This window comes from Pantoea sp. QMID4 (assembly GCF_030270445.1).
In the GTDB taxonomy this organism is placed as follows: domain Bacteria; phylum Pseudomonadota; class Gammaproteobacteria; order Enterobacterales; family Enterobacteriaceae; genus Pantoea; species Pantoea vagans.
In genome coordinates this window covers 135,705-152,121 of the sequence record NZ_BSXL01000005.1, presented here as the reverse complement: position 1 = coordinate 152,121, position 16,417 = coordinate 135,705, and the positions used below count along the sequence as shown (strand labels likewise).

Genomic DNA, 16,417 nt, shown 5'->3' with positions numbered 1-16,417 from the left:
ATCATCGACTCTGGATGCTGTTTTGCAGTTCATCCAGCATCAGACGCAGCGCGGCAGACTGATGCTCGCGCGACAGGTAAAGCCCCCAGATGCCAATGCGCTGCGGCTCATAATCGGGCAATAGTTCCACCAGCTTTCCCGCTTTGAGCGCATGGCGTGCTTCCCGTTCAGGCACCATCGCTATCCCGCAATCTGCAATCGCTGCGTCACATAGCAGTGACGAGATACCTGCACTGAAATTTCCTTTTACGGCGACAGATATTTTGCCGCCATCAGCCGCCGTGAAATGCCAGCTCTGTCCGGCAAAACGACTGTAGTAGAGGCAGTTGTGCTGCGCCAGATCGCCAGGCGTTTGCGGGATGCCTCGCTTCTGCAGATAGCCGGGTGAGGCGCAAAGCACCGAGTGACATTCACCGAGACGGCGTGCGATTGCCCCCGGCTCTGGCGAATCGGTGATGCGGATAGCGAGATCGATGCGCTCGCTGATCAGGCTTACCGGCTGATTGTTTATATCCAGTTCGATGCGCAGTGCCGGATAACGGGCAAGAAAATCGGGGACGACCGGGCTGACAAGATGAAGCGCCGTATAATGGGCACAGGCGATACGTAACGTTCCGGCCGGCACACCCTGGGTGGTTTCCTGCTGGATCGCTTCTGACAGCAGGGCCAGCTGGCGGGTCTTTTGCAGAATCGCCTCACCGGCAGGCGTCAGCGTCAGCCGGCGCGATGAGCGATGCAGTAGACGCGTTCCCGCCCACTTTTCCATCTCTTCCAGATAACGGCTGACCATCGGGCGCGAGATCCCCAGCGCCCGCGAAGCAGCACTCAGGCTGCCCAGCTCACATATCCGGTTAAAAACGGCCGCTGCCGTCACTCTGTCCATTCCGATCACCTGTTCAGATTATGAAACTCAGCATCTCTGATTTCGGGAATTCTAACAGATAGCCAGATGGGTAGAATAGTGCTACTGATTCTGCACATCGCCCGATACATCTGCCTGAGTCGGGCATTTATCTCTGAGGAATATTCATGAAAACGATTCTGTTAACTGTGATGCTCGTTCTGGCTACAGCTTCTGCCAGCGCGGCCACGCTGCAACTGGAAACCTATAATCCGCAGGAGAAGGGGATTTTTGCCGTCTCCTCGACCCTGGTCTCCGGGCCAACCGAAGCGATTCTTTTTGATGCCCAGTTCAGCACCCAGGATGGTGAGAAGCTGGTGGAGATGATTAAAAAGAGCGGTAAAAAGCTGAAGGAGATTGTGATCACCTCTGGCGATCCCGATTTCTACTTCGGTCTGGAGCCAATTATTAAAGCATGGCCGGAAATCAAAGTTGTTGCCGCACCTGCAGTGGTGAAGCATATCCAGCAGACACATGACGCCAAGCTGAAATACTGGGGCCCTCAGATGAAACAGGGCGCACCGGATAAGGTCTTTGTGCCTGAAGTTACGCATCAGACCCGCTTCAGCGTGGATGGCGAGACGCTGGAACTGCGTCATCCTGATCAATATGCTGCATACATCTGGATCCCCTCAGTGAGCACCATTCTGGGCGGTACAGCCCTTTCCTCTGGCATCCACGTCTGGACTGCTGACACTCAGACCGTTAAGAGCCGCAGTGAGTGGCGCCATATCCTCACAGAGATGCAGACGCTCAACGCGAGAAATGTTATTCCGGGCCACTATCTGGGTGCACGTCCGGCCGGTTCGCAGGCTGTGGATTTTACCCTGAATTATCTGAAGAGTTTTGAAGCGGCGTTGTCAGAACACAAAACCTCAGCAGCGGTGATAGCCGCCATGAACACCGCCTGGCCAAAACTGGCTGAGCCGGCTTCACTGGAACTCAGCGCGAAAGTGAATACCGGCGAGATGAAGTGGTAAACCTGCAGAGGGGTCCGCTAACGGCAGAGTGAGCCGCCTTTCAGCGACCATTTTGTGCGGATTCCAGTGACTGAGAGTAAGGTGACCGGGCGCTATCTTTTCGCCAGATAGCGCCTGTCGTCACGCGCCTGCAACCGAGCCTCTGCCGGTGTGGGAAAGATATAGTGAAACAGATCGCGGTAAAAACTCAGGTGCTTCAGCAATCCATCCTGAATGGATTTACGGATGTCTTTAATCAGGAATTCCTGAGTGGTATTGAAGTTAGTCATACTGAAAAAGGTTTTGTCGTAGACGTTGACCACCCCTTCCCATTTCATCACCTGTTCTTCAGGAGACGCGCCTTCCGAGGCGACAAACATCCCTTTATGGGATTTCACTCCCTGTTTACTGACATAGGTGGTTAAGGCGTCATAGCCGCGTTTGTTGCGCCAGCGACAGAATTCATAAGGCACATCGTAATGCGGCAGTACAAAGTCCGGGCTGCGAAAATGTTCATCGCCGATTAATCCATCCAGGGTGACCGTTAAATGAAGGAAGTCCTGCAGGAAGTCGAACTGACGGGTTTTGGTCAGCGTGATATTAATGGTGTAATGGCCAGCCTGCACATACCAGTAATTGGTAAAGCCGGTCACCAGAATACAGAACGCCTGCCAGTCACTGAGTCTTCTGTCGCCCGCCAGCCCCCTGAAACGGCTGATCATCATCCGTGATTTGGGATGCTGATACGCTTTCAGCAGCGGATCGTTCATACCTTTCAGTAACATCAGGCACACTCCTTAATAGATTGCGCTTATCCTGCCACGCCCTGATCAGGGTGAAAAGTGTCGTTGTTCTGAATGTGAGCCCTTTAAAATCTCGCTTGTGGCGAGAAATGTACTGTCTGATTAGGCGAAAAAGAGGGCTGTGTTAATCTGCCGGGCATCGGATGCCGGGCGCAACCGTGAAAGAATGTGCTGCCCGCCATCCGGACGGGCATATCAGAACTGCGCGAGCGTTTTCAGCATTTCCGGGGTTTGCTGCACCATGCGAATTAATAATGCAGCCTGGGCGTCAGGTCTGGCTCTGCACTGCTCCCTGCATCACCACCTCACTCAACCGCCCGACCAGCTTACGGACTTTATCAGGAATAAAACGGGCATCCGGGAACACAGCATAGAGATAACGGTCGGGCAGTCGCCAGTCCGGTAACACCCGCACCAGTCGGCCGGCGGCCAGCGCGTCTGAGCCACGCAGCGTCTGTAAGCCGCCAATCCCGAGGCCTGCTTCAAGAGCCTGCATCAATGCATCGCTGTTATTAGACCGAAACACGCTTTCCACCGGAACAGAAATCCTCATGCTCTCAGAGACCAGCTGCAGCGGCGCATCGGTCGCTATACCACTAAAACGTATATGTGGATGGCGCATAAGGTCATCGGGTGTCTGCAGTGTGCCGTTTCGCGCTATCCACTCAGGGGAAGCCACCAGCACGGTTTCAACCGTGGCGAGTGAACGGGCAGCCAGCGTAGCGGGTGGCGACTCGCTGATACGGATCGCCACATCAACGCCCTCTGCAACGAGGTCCGACAGGCGATCCTCCAGCGCAATATTCAGACGCAGCGCGGGATGCGCCTGCTGGAAAGCGATCAGATGCGGCATCAGCCGCTGCCCGATGCCGCTCGGCAACTGAATATGGAGTCTGCCGTGAAGCGGCTGCGAGCCGGGCCGTAATTGCTGCTCCAGTTCCTCCATCGCACCAAGCAGTTCCCTGACCTGCTGAAGATAATGGTGTCCCTGCTCCGTCAGCGCCATTTTTCGCGTGGTACGGCGCAGCAGCACCACGCCCAGCGCCTCCTCCAGCGCGGCAATCTGCTGGCTCACCGCCGATTGCTTCATGCCATTTTGCCGGGCAGCCGCCGAAAACGATCCTGCTTCGGCGACCCGGATGAAGGTCTGCATCGCAGTCAGTTTGTTCTGCATTTATCGTTTTTCCTGATAAGTGATATCCGGTTCATGGGATTTAATCAGAATTTAACGCAGGTGAGAATGCGGCTTCATTTTTAACCGGATAGCGATCATGAAAACGACACAGGGTAAAAAGGTTGCGCTGGTGGCGGGTGCCAGTGGAATTGTGGGTCAGCAACTGACTCAGGTGCTGGTCGCAGAACAGTGGCAGGTAATAGCGCTGACTCATCGCTCAGGTTCTGCTAGAGGCGGCACAGAGGCTGTTGCGGTCGATCTGCGCGACCGCCTGCAGAGCCAGCAACGGCTGGCATCACTCACCGACGTTACGCATATCTTCTACAGCGCCTGGCTGAATGCTGCTGACTGGGCTGCGATGGTCGGCCCCAATCTCACCATGTTGCAGAATCTGGTTCAGGTCATGGAGGGTGTCGCCCCGCTTGAGCATGTCAGTCTGATGCAGGGATACAAAGTGTATGGCGCACATCTGGGCCGATTCAAAACCCCGGCGCGGGAAAGCGATCCCGGCGTGCCGGGGGCCGAATTCAACGCGGTACAGCTGAACTGGCTGAGCGCACACCAGCAGGGTAAAGCCTGGCACTGGAGTGCGCCGCGCCCTGGCGTCGTTGGCAGTAATCGGCATGGTAACAGCATGAATCTGGCGCTGAGTCTGGCGCTCTATGCGTCGATCTGTCGCGCGGCGCGGCTCCCTCTGCGCTTCCCGGGTTCGCCGGAAACCTGGCACAGCATGGTCGATTTTACCGACGCTCAACTGCTCGCCGATGCTACCCTCTGGGCTTCGCGCAGCGCTGACGCGCGTAATCAGGCGTTCAATATTAACAATGGTGATCTGTGGCGCTGGAGTGAGCTGTGGCCGGTGATTGCAGCGTGGTTTGAACTGGAGATTGCCCCGCCGGTCTCGCTGTCATTCCGACAGATGTTTCAGGATTATCGTGCGCGGTGGCGGCAAATCGCCGTGGAGCACGCCTTAATTGAAGCGGATATTCTGGCACTCAGTGACGGTACTTTCGCTGATTTTGTTTTCGGCTGGAATTACGACATGTTTGGCGACGGCAGTAAGCTGCGGCGGGCAGGCTTTCATGGTTATCGCGCAACGGATGAGATGTTCTGCGATCTGTTTGCCCGCTTTCGGGCGGCGCGCGTTATTCCGTGATGCGCCCGTGAAAGCACAGAGAGCGAGAATATCGCTCTCTGCATCGGGCTGGGTTTAGCGCCCTTTCTTCTTCCGTCCCGGCTGGACAAAGCGTTTGCGAGACGCACCAGCCGCATCCGCTTTTTCAGCCGGTTTGGCGGCACTTTTCTGCGGTTTCTTAGCGGCAGCGGCTTTAGCCGGAGCTTTGGCTTTCTTCGCGGGTTTATCTTCTGAAGAGGAGTTTTCCAGCAGTTTAAACAGCTCAACAAGTTCGTCGTCGGTGAGGTCGCGCCATTCGCCCAGTGGCAACCCCTTGAGATTGACGTTCATGATGCGGGTGCGCTCAAGCTTCGTCACTTCAAAGCCGAAATGCTTACACATGCGACGGATCTGGCGATTAAGCCCCTGAACCAGTGTGATTCGGAAGACAAACGGTGCTTCCTTTTTCACTTTGCACTTTTTCGTCACCGTGCCCAGCATCGGCACGCCTGCGCTCATCCCGGCAATAAATTCATCGGTAATCGGCTTGTCGACGGTAACAACATACTCTTTTTCATGATTGTTCCCGGCGCGCAGGATCTTATTGACCAGATCGCCATGGTTGGTCAGAAAAATCAGGCCCTGAGAGTCTTTGTCAAGGCGGCCAATCGGGAAGACGCGCTTGCTGTGATTGACGAAGTCGCTGATATTATCGCGCTCACCCTCTTCCATAGTGGTGATGATGCCCACCGGTTTATTCAGGGCAATCAGCACCAGGTCGTCTTCGTCGCGCGGTTCGATCAGCTGACCATTCACCTTCACCACATCGCCTGCAAATACCTGCGCGCCCACAGAGGCGCGTTTGCCGTTAATGAAAACGTTGCCCTGCTCAATGTAACGATCGGCGTCACGACGGGAGCAGATACCGCTCTCGCTGATGTATTTATTAAGACGTGTTGATGAGCCAGTCAGCATGATTCCTCCAAAAAACGCGGACTATACCTTACCGGCGGGGGCTTGCGAAGTCTTTGCGCGGGAAACTTTTGCCGCATTTCGTCAGCCTTGCGGCAGCGGGCATTTATAGCTCAATCGCCATCTCAATACAGCGCAACGCGCAGCCCGCCAGCTTTGACGGATAGAGACTTTCTCCCAGCGCGCAGAAGCCATGCTGCTCATAGAAGCTCACGGCGTTCGGCGTCGACGCAAGCGTCAACTGGCGGTAGCCGCGCTGCCGCGCCTCCGCTTTGAGGGTGTCGATGATCAGGCCCGCCATTCCCTGTCCGGTGAAATCGGGTAGGGTAAAAATAGCTTCGACACTGGCGGCGGCGAGATCCAGCGATCCGGTAGCCACTGGCAAACCGGCCGGGCCATCAATCACGAAAAAGGGATTAACGCGGATCATCGCGGGAACGCTGGCAGGCATGCGGTCCGGCGTCCAGGCGGCAATCACATCGGGTGGATAAACCTGCTCGCAGCCGTGACGAATGGCCTGATTTCGGATGTTCCATAAAGTATGCGCCTCTTCAGGCGATGCCTGTCTGACTATCATGATCTCCTCCGGCTATGATCGCGTCGCGCTTCGCTACGTTATCACAGCACGTCCCGCATAACTGACATTCTGGCCCTGTTGCCGTCAATAGCGTGATGGCAGGCATTCACCGTTCTCCGATCCGTTCTGGCATTGCTGCTGCATTGGCAACCCGGTTGTCTCAGCTGTGCCGCATTTGCAACAAGCCCGGCTCATCCCAAACCATTTACTGTTTTAAAAACAGTAATTTATTTTATGGCACGGTTACTGCTTAGGTTTCCGTTATATCTGAAAGTTTGGAAAAAATGAGCGCCTCATTAATTAAGCTATATAAGGAGAGACTATGTCCGCTTCACAGCCTTTACAGTTCGCCTACTGGGTTCCGAATGTCTCAGGCGGATTGGTGATCAGTCAGATAGAGCAGCGAACCCGCTGGGATGCTGCCTACAACCGTAAACTGGCGCAGATCGCCGAACAGGCGGGTTTTGATTATGCGCTGACGCAGATCCGGTTTACTGCCGGGTATGGCGCAGACAATCAGCATGAATCCGTCACCTTCTCGCAGGATCTGCTCAGTCACACCTCGAAGTTAAAAGTGATCGCCGCGCTGCTGCCTGGACCGTGGAATCCGGTATTAGCGGCAAAGCAGATCGCCACCATCAGCCATCTCTATGGGCCACGTATCGCCGTTAACATCGTCAGCGGCTGGTTCCGGGGCGAATTCAAAGCGATTGGTGAACCCTGGCTCGATCATGAAGAGCGCTATCTGCGATCGGAAGAGTTTATTCGCTGCCTGCAAGGCATCTGGCGCGAAGAGAATTTTACTTTTGCGGGTGATTTTTATCGCTTTCGCGATTACGCCATGAAACCCAAGCCGTTGTCTCCGTTACCGGAAATTTTCCAGGGCGGCAGCTCACGTGCGGCGCGCGACATGGCTTCCCGGGTGTCTGACTGGTATTTCACTAATGGCAATACGCCGGACGGCGTCCGTCTGCAGATCGCGGATATCCGTGAAAAAGCGACACGCAATCAACATCAGGTCAGAGTCGGACTGAATGGATTTGTGATTGCGCGGGAGAGTGAACAGCAGGCGCAGGCGGTGCTTCAGGAGATCATCAGCAAAGCCAACCCGGATGCGGTGAAAGGCTTCCAGCATGAGGTCAAAAATGCAGGCAGTGCCTCACCTGAAGGAGAGGGAAACTGGGCGAAATCGTCGTTTGCGGATCTGGTGCAGTACAACGACGGCTTCAAAACCAATCTGATTGGCACCCCACAGCAGATTGCTGAACGAATTATCGAACTTAAGCAGGCCGGTGTCGATCTGCTGCTGCTGGCGTTTCTGCACTTTCACGAAGAGGTGGAATTCTTTGGCCGCGAAGTGATACCGCGCGTTCGTGAGCTGGAGGCGCAGGCAGCACTAATCGAAGCGTGAAAACCGCACACCAGGGCGAGTTTAACGCCCTGTCGCCGCGGCGTAATGAAAAACGCGCGACGTCGTCTGCCGTACCGTTTCAGACAGCGGCAGACGATCTCTGCACAGCCTTTTGATACAGCTTATATTTAAAAACGGGCGTTAAGCCCAACGTTCCATGTTACCTGATGATAATCGCTGTTACCTGTCACCGCTGAAACGCCGGCAAACGCGTTCACCGATGTGCCAATGGGCACGCTTGCGCCCACAGACATGTTGATCCAGTTATCATCACGTGACCCGCTGCTGCGGGTAAAGGCGGTGCGGGTCGATTTCAGTCCGGCGGTAACCGCAGAGTCGCTGTCGCCGAACTGATGGTTGTAGCTCACCTGCGACCAGGGATTGATCACTAAATCTTTGCTGTCGATACGCCAGCCCACCGAGCCGATTTGAGAATGCAGCGTCTGGTCACCAAAGCGCATCGCGGTACTGCTGTTACCCTCTTCTCTGTAGCCATCAACCTGGGTGTAGTCGAGTGCATAGCTGGCTATCGGGCCGGTGGAGACATAGCGGCCCAGCGGTAAATCCCAGCCGGTCTGCACCCTTATTCCCAGCACGTTGCCATCGCTGTTACCCTTCTCCGTGCGGGTCGCCGGTCCCAGCCTGACCTTACGCTCGATATCATTAAAGTTAAGATCGGCGTAATGGACATCTGCATTAATCCAGCCCCGATCCAGATAATTTAACTGGCTCCACAGCGCCGCCAGATTGCCGCGTAAACGGTAATCAAAGCGCGGTGAGGGATCCTGTCGTTGCGAGGTGGTGGAGAGCATGGCGCCGGCCTGCCAGTGATCGGTCAGCTGATAGCCTAAACCCACGGTGCCGGTGGCGCTGTTGGTATTACCATCCAGCAGGCTGTCGCCGCGAAAATCTCGCTGCTGTCCGGCATAGCCACCGAAAACCGTAAACTCTCCGACGCTGGCAGGCTGCTGGCGCTGCTGTTGCAGATGGCCATCCAGCGTATTCTGCGCATCGCCCACCAGCATCGTCGGTGCCTGACTCAGCGCGGCCACCTGCAGCGGCGCATTCAGCACTGACTCAATATAATCGGCGATCAATGCATGCACTGCCGGGCTGGGATGCAACCGGTCGGCGAACAGATATTGCTGTGACTGCGAAAATCCTGGCGTTGAGGAGGTGCAGTCCATGGATGAGACGCCGGGCGGACAGGCCATGCCCGCCGTGTTGCTGAGTCCATACAGGCGCGGATTATCAATCACCTCATTAAACAGGCCATTAATATCCACCCGCGCGATGTTGCCACGTGCCGCCACCAGGCCCTGTTCCTCCGCCTGGTTGTAACGATCGGTGAGCGCCGCCGCCTCCTGAATCAGCAACTGCCAGGCGGCAATCAGCTGTTGTGAAAGCGCATCGCGGATCAGCGGAATCGAAGAGACCTGACCAGCTGCCTCGTTAAGCGCGGTCTCAATTGCCTGTTCTCTGGCGGCACGGTCAGGCGTGGTGACGGTACTCAGCGACTGAAACAGCGCCGCCGTGGCAGGCTGCGCAGCCGGACCCAGTACCTGCAGAATCGCCTGAAGCAGCGCGGGCGTCGCCCCGACATTCGGCACCGTCGGCACAATCACCGTGCCGGCCCCGGCATCCAGCAACCGGCTGACCTGTGAGGCTGCGGCACTGGCACTGTTATCCACGATCTGCTGCGCAGCGAGCGGCGCAAGGGCTGCCGCCGCTAAGTCATTGCCGCCAATCCAGTGAATATAAAGTCCGTCCGGATCGGCGCGTCCGTCGCGCGCCGCAAGGTAGCTATCAAGCTGGTCCTGGGTATTAAATAACGGATTAATCGCGGGCACTGCGACGGCACCGCCCTCGGCATAGTTGTTACCGCCCTGGGCTGAGGGGAGCAGAGTGTCACCCAGCGACTGCGCCAGGATCTCGTCATAGAGCGGATGGGTGGCACCATCATAGGTAAAACGTCCTACGTTTCCGCCATCGCTCAGACTGTCACCGAAGACGGTAAGGTCACTCCATGCCATTGCAGGCAGCGGCGACAGCAGGCTCAGGGTGGCACAGCAGAAAAGGTATTGCGCGTGAAGGGGTTTCATCAGCAGCTCCGCACAAAACAAAGTAAAGGGAAAAGAAGTAAAGCCGCACCCGGAGGCGCAGCACGCTGTAAGCGTAGTCGCCCTGGTAAACGGGCTGATGAAAAGACGCGATCGCGCTCGCAAAGCGGGAAAATTTGACTTAAAGCAGACCCGCGACAATGAAGTTTATCGGGAAACGCCGGTCACAGCTCAATCCTGCAATTACTTTTTGCTGGCGGGTTTCAGCCCGCGATAGAGATCCTGTAGCCGTTTCATGGTCTTAACGGTGCGCTGCGGCAGCGTCGAAGCCACCGACAGGATTAGCATTTCCAGACAGACCATAATCGTGCCGTGCAGAGGAATGCGCCCTTTCTCGCCACCACGGGGCACATTGATCACCACATCCGCCTCACGCGCAAAAAACGAGTCGGTGGCGTTGGTGAGCAGGATAATCGGGATATTCAGCCGTTTCGCTTCGCGCACCACGGTCGTCCCTTCCCGGTGCGTCGACTGCTGCGCCATTATTATCAGCACGTCGCCACGCTGCAGCGCCAGCATCTGTTCTGCCAGCGCAATTCCGGCACGATTAAGCGAAAAGGCGGGCAGGCCGATGCGGTTCAGCAGCCGCACGCTATAGTCCGCCAGAATACCCGAGGCGTTAATGCCAAAAATAGCCACTTCCCGCGCTTCAGTCAGTAGTGCCACGGCATCTGCTGCTGCCACCCGGTTCTGCGGCTGCGACAGCACCTCACAGGCGTGCCGGTGGCCCGCAAGTACGAAGTCGATGGCGCTGTTTACATCACTGGTCACCTCCCTGACCGTAGTGATCATCTTATCTTCCGAGGTCAGTGAAGGACCAAACCAGGCTCTCAGCGTCTGTTTGAGATCGCGCAATCCGCTAAATCCCAGCGCCTGAATGGCACGGATCACGGTGGCGTCAGAGGTCGCATTCGCCACGGCGATCTCCATCGCAGTGCTTTCAAGTACCGTTTCACGCTGTTGATCGATATAGCGCGCCACCGCCAGCAGACGAGGCGAGAGCTGCTTTTCGCGGGCGCGAAGACGATCTGCCACCACATCCACCCTGTTTTTAACTGGCCGGTTCTGTTTCATGCTGTTCCTGCTGCTGAGTTAAACGTTGTAAAAATACAGACCAGGTCTGTTTATCCTGAAGCTTCATATGGCTTAAAAATGTAGTGAATGGCTGAATTTGTCTTCTTTTTCACCTGCAAAAAATGGGGATTTATGCCTCAAACAGTATTTAACATGAAGATAAAATCAATGTATTCATTAACCTGTACTGAACGCGCATCTGATTATCAATGAAAGCACTCTTAGCCATAACTGTAGTGATTTATGTGATAATTGTGTTTACTACTACATTACCGAATGTTTGAATGATTCTCAATTACAGATGAGAAGCATTGTCGTCCGGGTGCCGTAACGATCGTAAAGCCCAAATGCTGATCGCCTCTGTTTAAACCGCTGCATCTTGCAGAACACCTTCAGGGAAGCCCGGCGTAGTCATCAGCCATCAGGGCCTTATTAGCTCCAGAAACAGATACGAAAAGAAAAATGAAAAACAGAGACTCGCGATATCCGGCCCGGCACCCCGCTCTGGTCGTGGCGATCTGCGGTAGCATGCTATTGCCGCAGGTCAGTGCAGCAACCGACAGCGCATCAGATATGACTGTGACCGCCGATGCCAGTTCAGAAGGAAATTACAGCGACACCGAAACCAGCGTTGCCAGTAAAATGCCAACCGCGCGGCTCGATGAAGCACAATCGGTCAGCGTGGTGACGCAACAGCAGCTGGAGGATTTCCAGTCCAGCTCACTGGCGGATGCGATGCGCTTTGTCAGCGGCGTTTCAGAAGCCAACACGCTGGCTGGTACCGAAGATGGCTTTGTACGACGCGGTTTTGGCAGTAATGCCGATGGATCGGTTTATCGCGATGGCATCCGTAGCAGTCAGGGACTCAATTTTGATGCCACGACCGAACGGGTTGAAGTGCTGAAAGGCTCCTCCTCGCTGCTGTATGGCATTCAGAATCCGGGCGGCATTATCAATGTGGTCAGCAAAAAGCCACAATACAGCTGGCACTCCAGCGTTACCGGACGTTATGCCAGTGAAGGTGGCGGTGCGGGTACGCTGGATGTCACCGGCCCGCTGGGCAATGGCTTTGCCTTCCGGCTCATCGCCGAAAAGCAGAATCAGGATTACTGGCGCAACTTCGGCAGTGAAGAGCACACGCTGCTGGCACCTTCTCTGCAATGGTTTGGCGAGCAGGCCAGCTTTCTGATCAGCTATGCCGACTACCGTTATGATATTCCCTACGATCGCGGCACGGCCTTTATCGACGGCAAGCCGATCAATATCGGCTATAAAGATCGTCTGGATGACAAAGCCAATCACGCATGGGGTCATAATAAAACCCTGAATGCCCACTATGACTGGCAGTTTAATGATGAGTGGCGCACCCGGTTCACCCTGGGCTGGAATCAGCGGCGCTATGACAACAATGAAGTCCGCGTAACGGCGGTCAATGCCAGCACTGGCGTGGTTACTCGTCGCGCCGATGCCAATCGCGGGTTTAACCACAAAACCAAATATGTGAGCTGGGACCTGCTGGGCAACCCGAGAATTCTGGGCATGCAACATGCGCTGGTGGTGGGTACCGACTATGAGATGAATCAGACTTATCGCGCCCATCAGTATCTGGGCAAGGTCAATCGCCAGTTCAGTTACTTCAATCCTGACTATGACATCCTTTCACCAGTTACAGATGACAGCACGGAAAACACCACCGGCGCTAATAACCTGAACCGTATTCATAGCCGATCGCTCTACGCCAAAGACAGTATTTCACTCACACAGGACTGGACTCTGGTGCTGGGCGGCCGTTATCAGCATTATGAACAGCGCGCCTCCCGCGGCGTTAATCCCCAGTCAGAAATCCTGAACGATGAGGGTAATAAGTTTCTGCCACAGGCGGGGGTAATCTACAAACTCACCCCAGACCTCTCTTTCTACACCAGCGTCAGCAAATCGTTTACGCCATCTACCGATGTGGATGATGACGGTAACGTCGGCAAACCTGAACAGGGCACGAGCTGGGAAGTCGGCAGCAAATGGCAGCTTTCGCCGAAACTGCTGGCAACAGTGGCGCTTTACCGGATTGATGAAAAGGCGATGTCACTGAACATCAATGGCAGCACGCGGGCCATCGATAAAGCGCGCTCGACTGGCGCTGAATTTGAGCTCAACGGCGAAATCGCGCCCGGCTGGGATTTAAGTGCCAACTACAGCTATGATCAGGCAGAGATCGTCAGCGATCGGGTGAATCCGGAAAACAACGGTAATCGCCTGCAGAACGCGCCGCGTCATGCCGGTGCGCTCTATCTGAGTCATGAGATGCAGATTACCAGCCTGCCCGGCACGTTCAGGCTCGGCGGCGGTGCGCGCTATATCGGCAGCCGTGCGGGCGATCCTGATAACAGTTTCACCCTGCCAGACTATATAGTGGCAGACAGCTTCGTGGCATGGAACAACCGCCTGTTTGGTGAAAAAACCCAGCTGCGTCTGAATATCAATAATCTGTTTAACCAGCACTACTACAGTTCAAGCGGCGGCAACCTGCGCGTCCGTGAAGGCGAAACCCGTAATCTGATGGTACAGGCCCGTGTTGAATTTTAACTCGCTACGTTCGGTGCTACTGACGATCACTGTGATGCTGGTCAGCGCGGGTGCACATGCCCGCACGCTGACCGACATCACCGGTCGCCAGGTCACGATTCCCGACCATCCGCAGCGAATTGTGCTGGGTGAAAGTCGGATGCTCTACAGCGTCGCACTGCTGACGCCCGGTAATCCGCTGCAGCATATTGCCGGCTGGCCGCAGGATCTGAAAAAGTACGATCCTCAGACCTGGCAGGTTTTTGCCCGCCAGTTTCCCCGGATGGAGACAATTCCGGTCGTGGGGCTGGATGGCGTTAACGATATGAATCCCGAACAGGTGATCGCGCTCAAGCCCGATGTGGTGATCCTGCCGCAGCTGGCACGCGACAGTGAAAACGGCGCCGTGCTGGAGAAGATGCTCGCTGCAGCGCATATCCCGGTGGTGAAGATCGATCTGCGGGTCAATCTGCTGAAAAACACAGAGCGTAGCATCACTTTGCTGGGTGAGGTGCTGAATCAGCCGCAGCGCGCGGCTGAGTTTAATCACTTCTACCGCAGCCACATGCAGCGTATTGCCGATCGGCTGGCGAATTATCACGGCCCGAAACCTTCCGTGCTGCTGCAACTGCATCTTGGACGGCGCAGCGAATGCTGCGTCACCTCGGTGAATGGCAATCTGGGTGAGCTGCTGACATTTGCCGGTGGTAATAACATCGCAAGCCAGCAGATTAAAGGCGTGTTCGGGCGGCTGAGTGAGGAGAGCGTGATTGCTGCCCAGCCGGAGTACTACTTTGCCACCGGCAGCGGCAGCGCCGATGAGGCGGGCGCACTGAAATTCGGCCCCGCCGTCACCACGCTGCAGACCCGGAAGAGCCTGCTCGTACTGACCGGTCAGCAGAACGCACTGAAACAGCTGACCGCGCTAAGGGTGGGACATACCGGAGCCATCTGGCACAATTTTTATCTCAGCCCGTGGCACGTCGTAGCGACCGAGTTCTTTGCTACCACGCTCTATCCGCATCTGTTCCGCGACGTCGATCCCGAACAGACGTTACAGCAGCTGTTTCGTGATTTCCTGCCCATCCCTTACTCGGGCAGCTATCTTTATCGGCTGGCACCTGAGAACACTGCGGGATCAGGCGGCTGACGGCTCGCTATTCTTCACCCGGACGATATCGGCCATGACCGACAGCGCAATCTCCGCCGGGGTTTTGCTGCCAATAGGCAGGCCGATGGGCGCATGGATGCGGTCCAGTTCTGCCCGATCCATTCCCGCGATCTGTTGCAGACGTGCCCGTCGTTTCTCGCTGTTTTTCGCCGAACCCATAATTCCGATGTAAAACGCGGGGGTCGCAATCGCCTCCATCATCGTCAGGTCATCAATGCGCGGGTCGTGGGTCAGTGCCACAATCGCCACCGCAGCGTGCGCCCCGTTCAGTTCCAGCCAGCGCGCCGGATGCTGTGATACGAGCGTCACGTTGTCCGCGTCGCTGAAGTGACTTTCCAGCTCCGTCCGCATTTCCGGTCGGTGCTCACAGACCCGCACGTGAAAGCCCAGCATCTGTCCCAGTCGGATGCACTCATGTGCCACGCTGGAGTAGCCTGCGATCAGCAGTTCCGGTATCGCGCCAACCGGCAGTAACATCTGCTGCTCGCTGGCATCCAGTGCGGGCAGCCTCCTGTCGGCGGCAATCGCCTCCCACTGCGCGCGCTCGGCCGGCCGTATCATTTTTACCAGCGGCTGTTGCCCGCTCAGCGCGCGCTGCATCGCCGTCAGCAGCGCCAGTGTAGCGTCATCAGCCGGCAGAAACTCTATGACGATTTCCAGACTGCCGCCGCACGGCAGGCTGACGTCAGGACGCATCCCGCCCTCGCCATAGCGCACCCGCTGACTGCTGGCGCGATACGCCCCCGCCGCCAGCTGCGCCAGAAAGTCATCTTCGATGCAACCGCCTGACAGCGATCCGCAATACGCGCCGGTTTCGTTAACCGTCATGAGTGTCCCGGGTGCGCGCGGCGACGAACCATAGGTGCGCAGCACCGTGCAGAGCCAGACCTGCTGGCCCGCCCGGCAACTGCTCAGTGCTGCATTAATCACGCGTTGATCCAGCGTTATCATGAAAATTCCTTTATCAGCTGCAGATCGGCAGGAAAATCGATATCACAGAGGCAGCCGCGATCGTGAAGCGGCAGCCGGACGGACTGTGCTTTCACGATCGTCTGTGGCCCGGCATCGCCCTGTAACGTGCTCAGCACTGGAAAATAGTGATTCTGAAAACCCACCGGATGGCCCGGCTTGCCCTCAATGACTGGCCTGACGATCGGCGAATGCGCCAGCGCGGCACCGACGGCACGGTAACTGTCAGGCGTCACAAACGGCATATCGCCCAGCGCAATCAGCCAGCCGTCGTACTCATGGCTGGCAATAACGCCCGCTGCGATGGACTCGCCCAGTCCGCCGCTGTCGCACAGCACGACAGTCGCCCGCGAGCAGAGCGACTGGATTGCCAGTGCGTCGGGACGGGTCACCACGAACAGGTCAAGCCCGCTGACAGCGGCCTGATCCAGCGTGCGCTGCAGCACCGGTTTGCCTTCAAGGTCAGCCAGCAGCTTATGCCCGCCCGCCTGCTGGCGAAAACGTTGACTCAGCCCGGCGGCCAGTACAATCAGCGCAATCTTCACTCTCTTTCTCCGCTATGCGTGAAAAACGGGCGCTGGCTTAGCCCGCGCCCGCATAACCACCGTCC

Annotated in this window: 14 protein-coding genes; 5 read left to right on the top strand and 9 right to left on the bottom strand. The window is 56.3% G+C overall.

All coding sequences use genetic code 11. From position 1 onward, the window contains the following. Window position 1 precedes the first annotated feature (1 nt). Window positions 2-883, bottom strand: coding sequence for a LysR family transcriptional regulator (locus tag QSK07_RS12705; RefSeq protein WP_098049990.1), 882 nt, complete (start codon window positions 881-883; stop codon window positions 2-4). Window positions 884-1,029: 146 nt separating this feature from the next. Here QSK07_RS12705 and QSK07_RS12700 point away from each other — a divergent pair, with 146 nt between their 5' ends. Next, window positions 1,030-1,881, top strand: coding sequence for a Vmh family MBL fold metallo-hydrolase (locus QSK07_RS12700; protein ID WP_285721648.1), 852 nt, complete (start codon window positions 1,030-1,032; stop codon window positions 1,879-1,881). 92 nt (window positions 1,882-1,973) lie between these two features. On the opposite strand, the gene QSK07_RS12695 is transcribed toward QSK07_RS12700, so the two are convergent. Both QSK07_RS12695 and QSK07_RS12690 read right to left on the bottom strand, forming a co-directional pair. Next, on the bottom strand, window positions 1,974-2,645 hold the full coding sequence (locus tag QSK07_RS12695; RefSeq protein ID WP_285721649.1) for a hypothetical protein: 672 nt from the start codon (window positions 2,643-2,645) through the stop codon (window positions 1,974-1,976). A 286-nt stretch (window positions 2,646-2,931) separates the two neighbouring features. Next, on the bottom strand, window positions 2,932-3,837 hold the full coding sequence (locus tag QSK07_RS12690; protein WP_285721650.1) for a LysR family transcriptional regulator: 906 nt from the start codon (window positions 3,835-3,837) through the stop codon (window positions 2,932-2,934). A 97-nt stretch (window positions 3,838-3,934) separates the two neighbouring features. Here QSK07_RS12690 and QSK07_RS12685 point away from each other — a divergent pair, with 97 nt between their 5' ends. Continuing rightward, the gene (locus QSK07_RS12685; protein ID WP_285721651.1) at window positions 3,935-4,993 is read left to right on the top strand and encodes an SDR family oxidoreductase; all 1,059 of its coding nucleotides are present in this window, start codon (window positions 3,935-3,937) and stop codon (window positions 4,991-4,993) included. 54 nt (window positions 4,994-5,047) lie between these two features. On the opposite strand, the gene rluF is transcribed toward QSK07_RS12685, so the two are convergent. Both rluF and QSK07_RS12675 read right to left on the bottom strand, forming a co-directional pair. After that, on the bottom strand, window positions 5,048-5,926 hold the full coding sequence (gene rluF, locus QSK07_RS12680) for a 23S rRNA pseudouridine(2604) synthase RluF (protein WP_135910635.1): 879 nt from the start codon (window positions 5,924-5,926) through the stop codon (window positions 5,048-5,050). A 103-nt stretch (window positions 5,927-6,029) separates the two neighbouring features. After that, a complete protein-coding gene (locus QSK07_RS12675; protein ID WP_285721652.1) occupies window positions 6,030-6,500 on the bottom strand; it encodes a GNAT family N-acetyltransferase in 471 nt (156 codons plus the stop codon). A 322-nt stretch (window positions 6,501-6,822) separates the two neighbouring features. Here QSK07_RS12675 and sfnG point away from each other — a divergent pair, with 322 nt between their 5' ends. Continuing rightward, window positions 6,823-7,911 carry a dimethylsulfone monooxygenase SfnG gene (gene sfnG, locus QSK07_RS12670; RefSeq protein ID WP_285721653.1) on the top strand — a complete coding sequence of 363 codons (1,089 nt, stop codon included), beginning with the start codon at window positions 6,823-6,825 and terminating at the stop codon, window positions 7,909-7,911. 128 nt (window positions 7,912-8,039) lie between these two features. Here the strand turns inward: sfnG and QSK07_RS12665 are convergent, their stop codons facing one another. Both QSK07_RS12665 and QSK07_RS12660 read right to left on the bottom strand, forming a co-directional pair. Further along, window positions 8,040-10,013 (bottom strand): autotransporter outer membrane beta-barrel domain-containing protein, encoded by a 1,974-nt coding sequence (locus QSK07_RS12665; protein ID WP_285721654.1) that lies wholly within the window; start codon window positions 10,011-10,013, stop codon window positions 8,040-8,042. Window positions 10,014-10,214: 201 nt separating this feature from the next. Further along, entirely contained in the window at window positions 10,215-11,105 is an 891-nt protein-coding gene (locus QSK07_RS12660) for a MurR/RpiR family transcriptional regulator (protein ID WP_285721655.1), read from the bottom strand. Window positions 11,106-11,567: 462 nt separating this feature from the next. Here QSK07_RS12660 and QSK07_RS12655 point away from each other — a divergent pair, with 462 nt between their 5' ends. Beyond that, on the top strand, window positions 11,568-13,688 hold the full coding sequence (locus QSK07_RS12655; RefSeq protein ID WP_285721656.1) for a TonB-dependent siderophore receptor: 2,121 nt from the start codon (window positions 11,568-11,570) through the stop codon (window positions 13,686-13,688). A 34-nt stretch (window positions 13,689-13,722) separates the two neighbouring features. Continuing rightward, window positions 13,723-14,817 (top strand): ABC transporter substrate-binding protein, encoded by a 1,095-nt coding sequence (locus QSK07_RS12650; RefSeq protein WP_502921715.1) that lies wholly within the window; start codon window positions 13,723-13,725, stop codon window positions 14,815-14,817. On the opposite strand, the gene QSK07_RS12645 is transcribed toward QSK07_RS12650, so the two are convergent. Both QSK07_RS12645 and QSK07_RS12640 read right to left on the bottom strand, forming a co-directional pair. Then, window positions 14,806-15,789 carry an XdhC family protein gene (locus QSK07_RS12645; RefSeq protein WP_285721658.1) on the bottom strand — a complete coding sequence of 328 codons (984 nt, stop codon included), beginning with the start codon at window positions 15,787-15,789 and terminating at the stop codon, window positions 14,806-14,808. The two genes, QSK07_RS12650 and QSK07_RS12645, sit on opposite strands and share 12 nt — an antisense overlap. Beyond that, complete coding sequence (locus QSK07_RS12640; RefSeq protein ID WP_098049977.1) at window positions 15,786-16,352, bottom strand: nucleotidyltransferase family protein; 567 nt, start codon at window positions 16,350-16,352, stop codon at window positions 15,786-15,788. The genes QSK07_RS12645 and QSK07_RS12640 overlap by 4 nt, the downstream gene beginning before the upstream one ends. Between the last annotated feature and the right edge of the window lie 65 nt (window positions 16,353-16,417).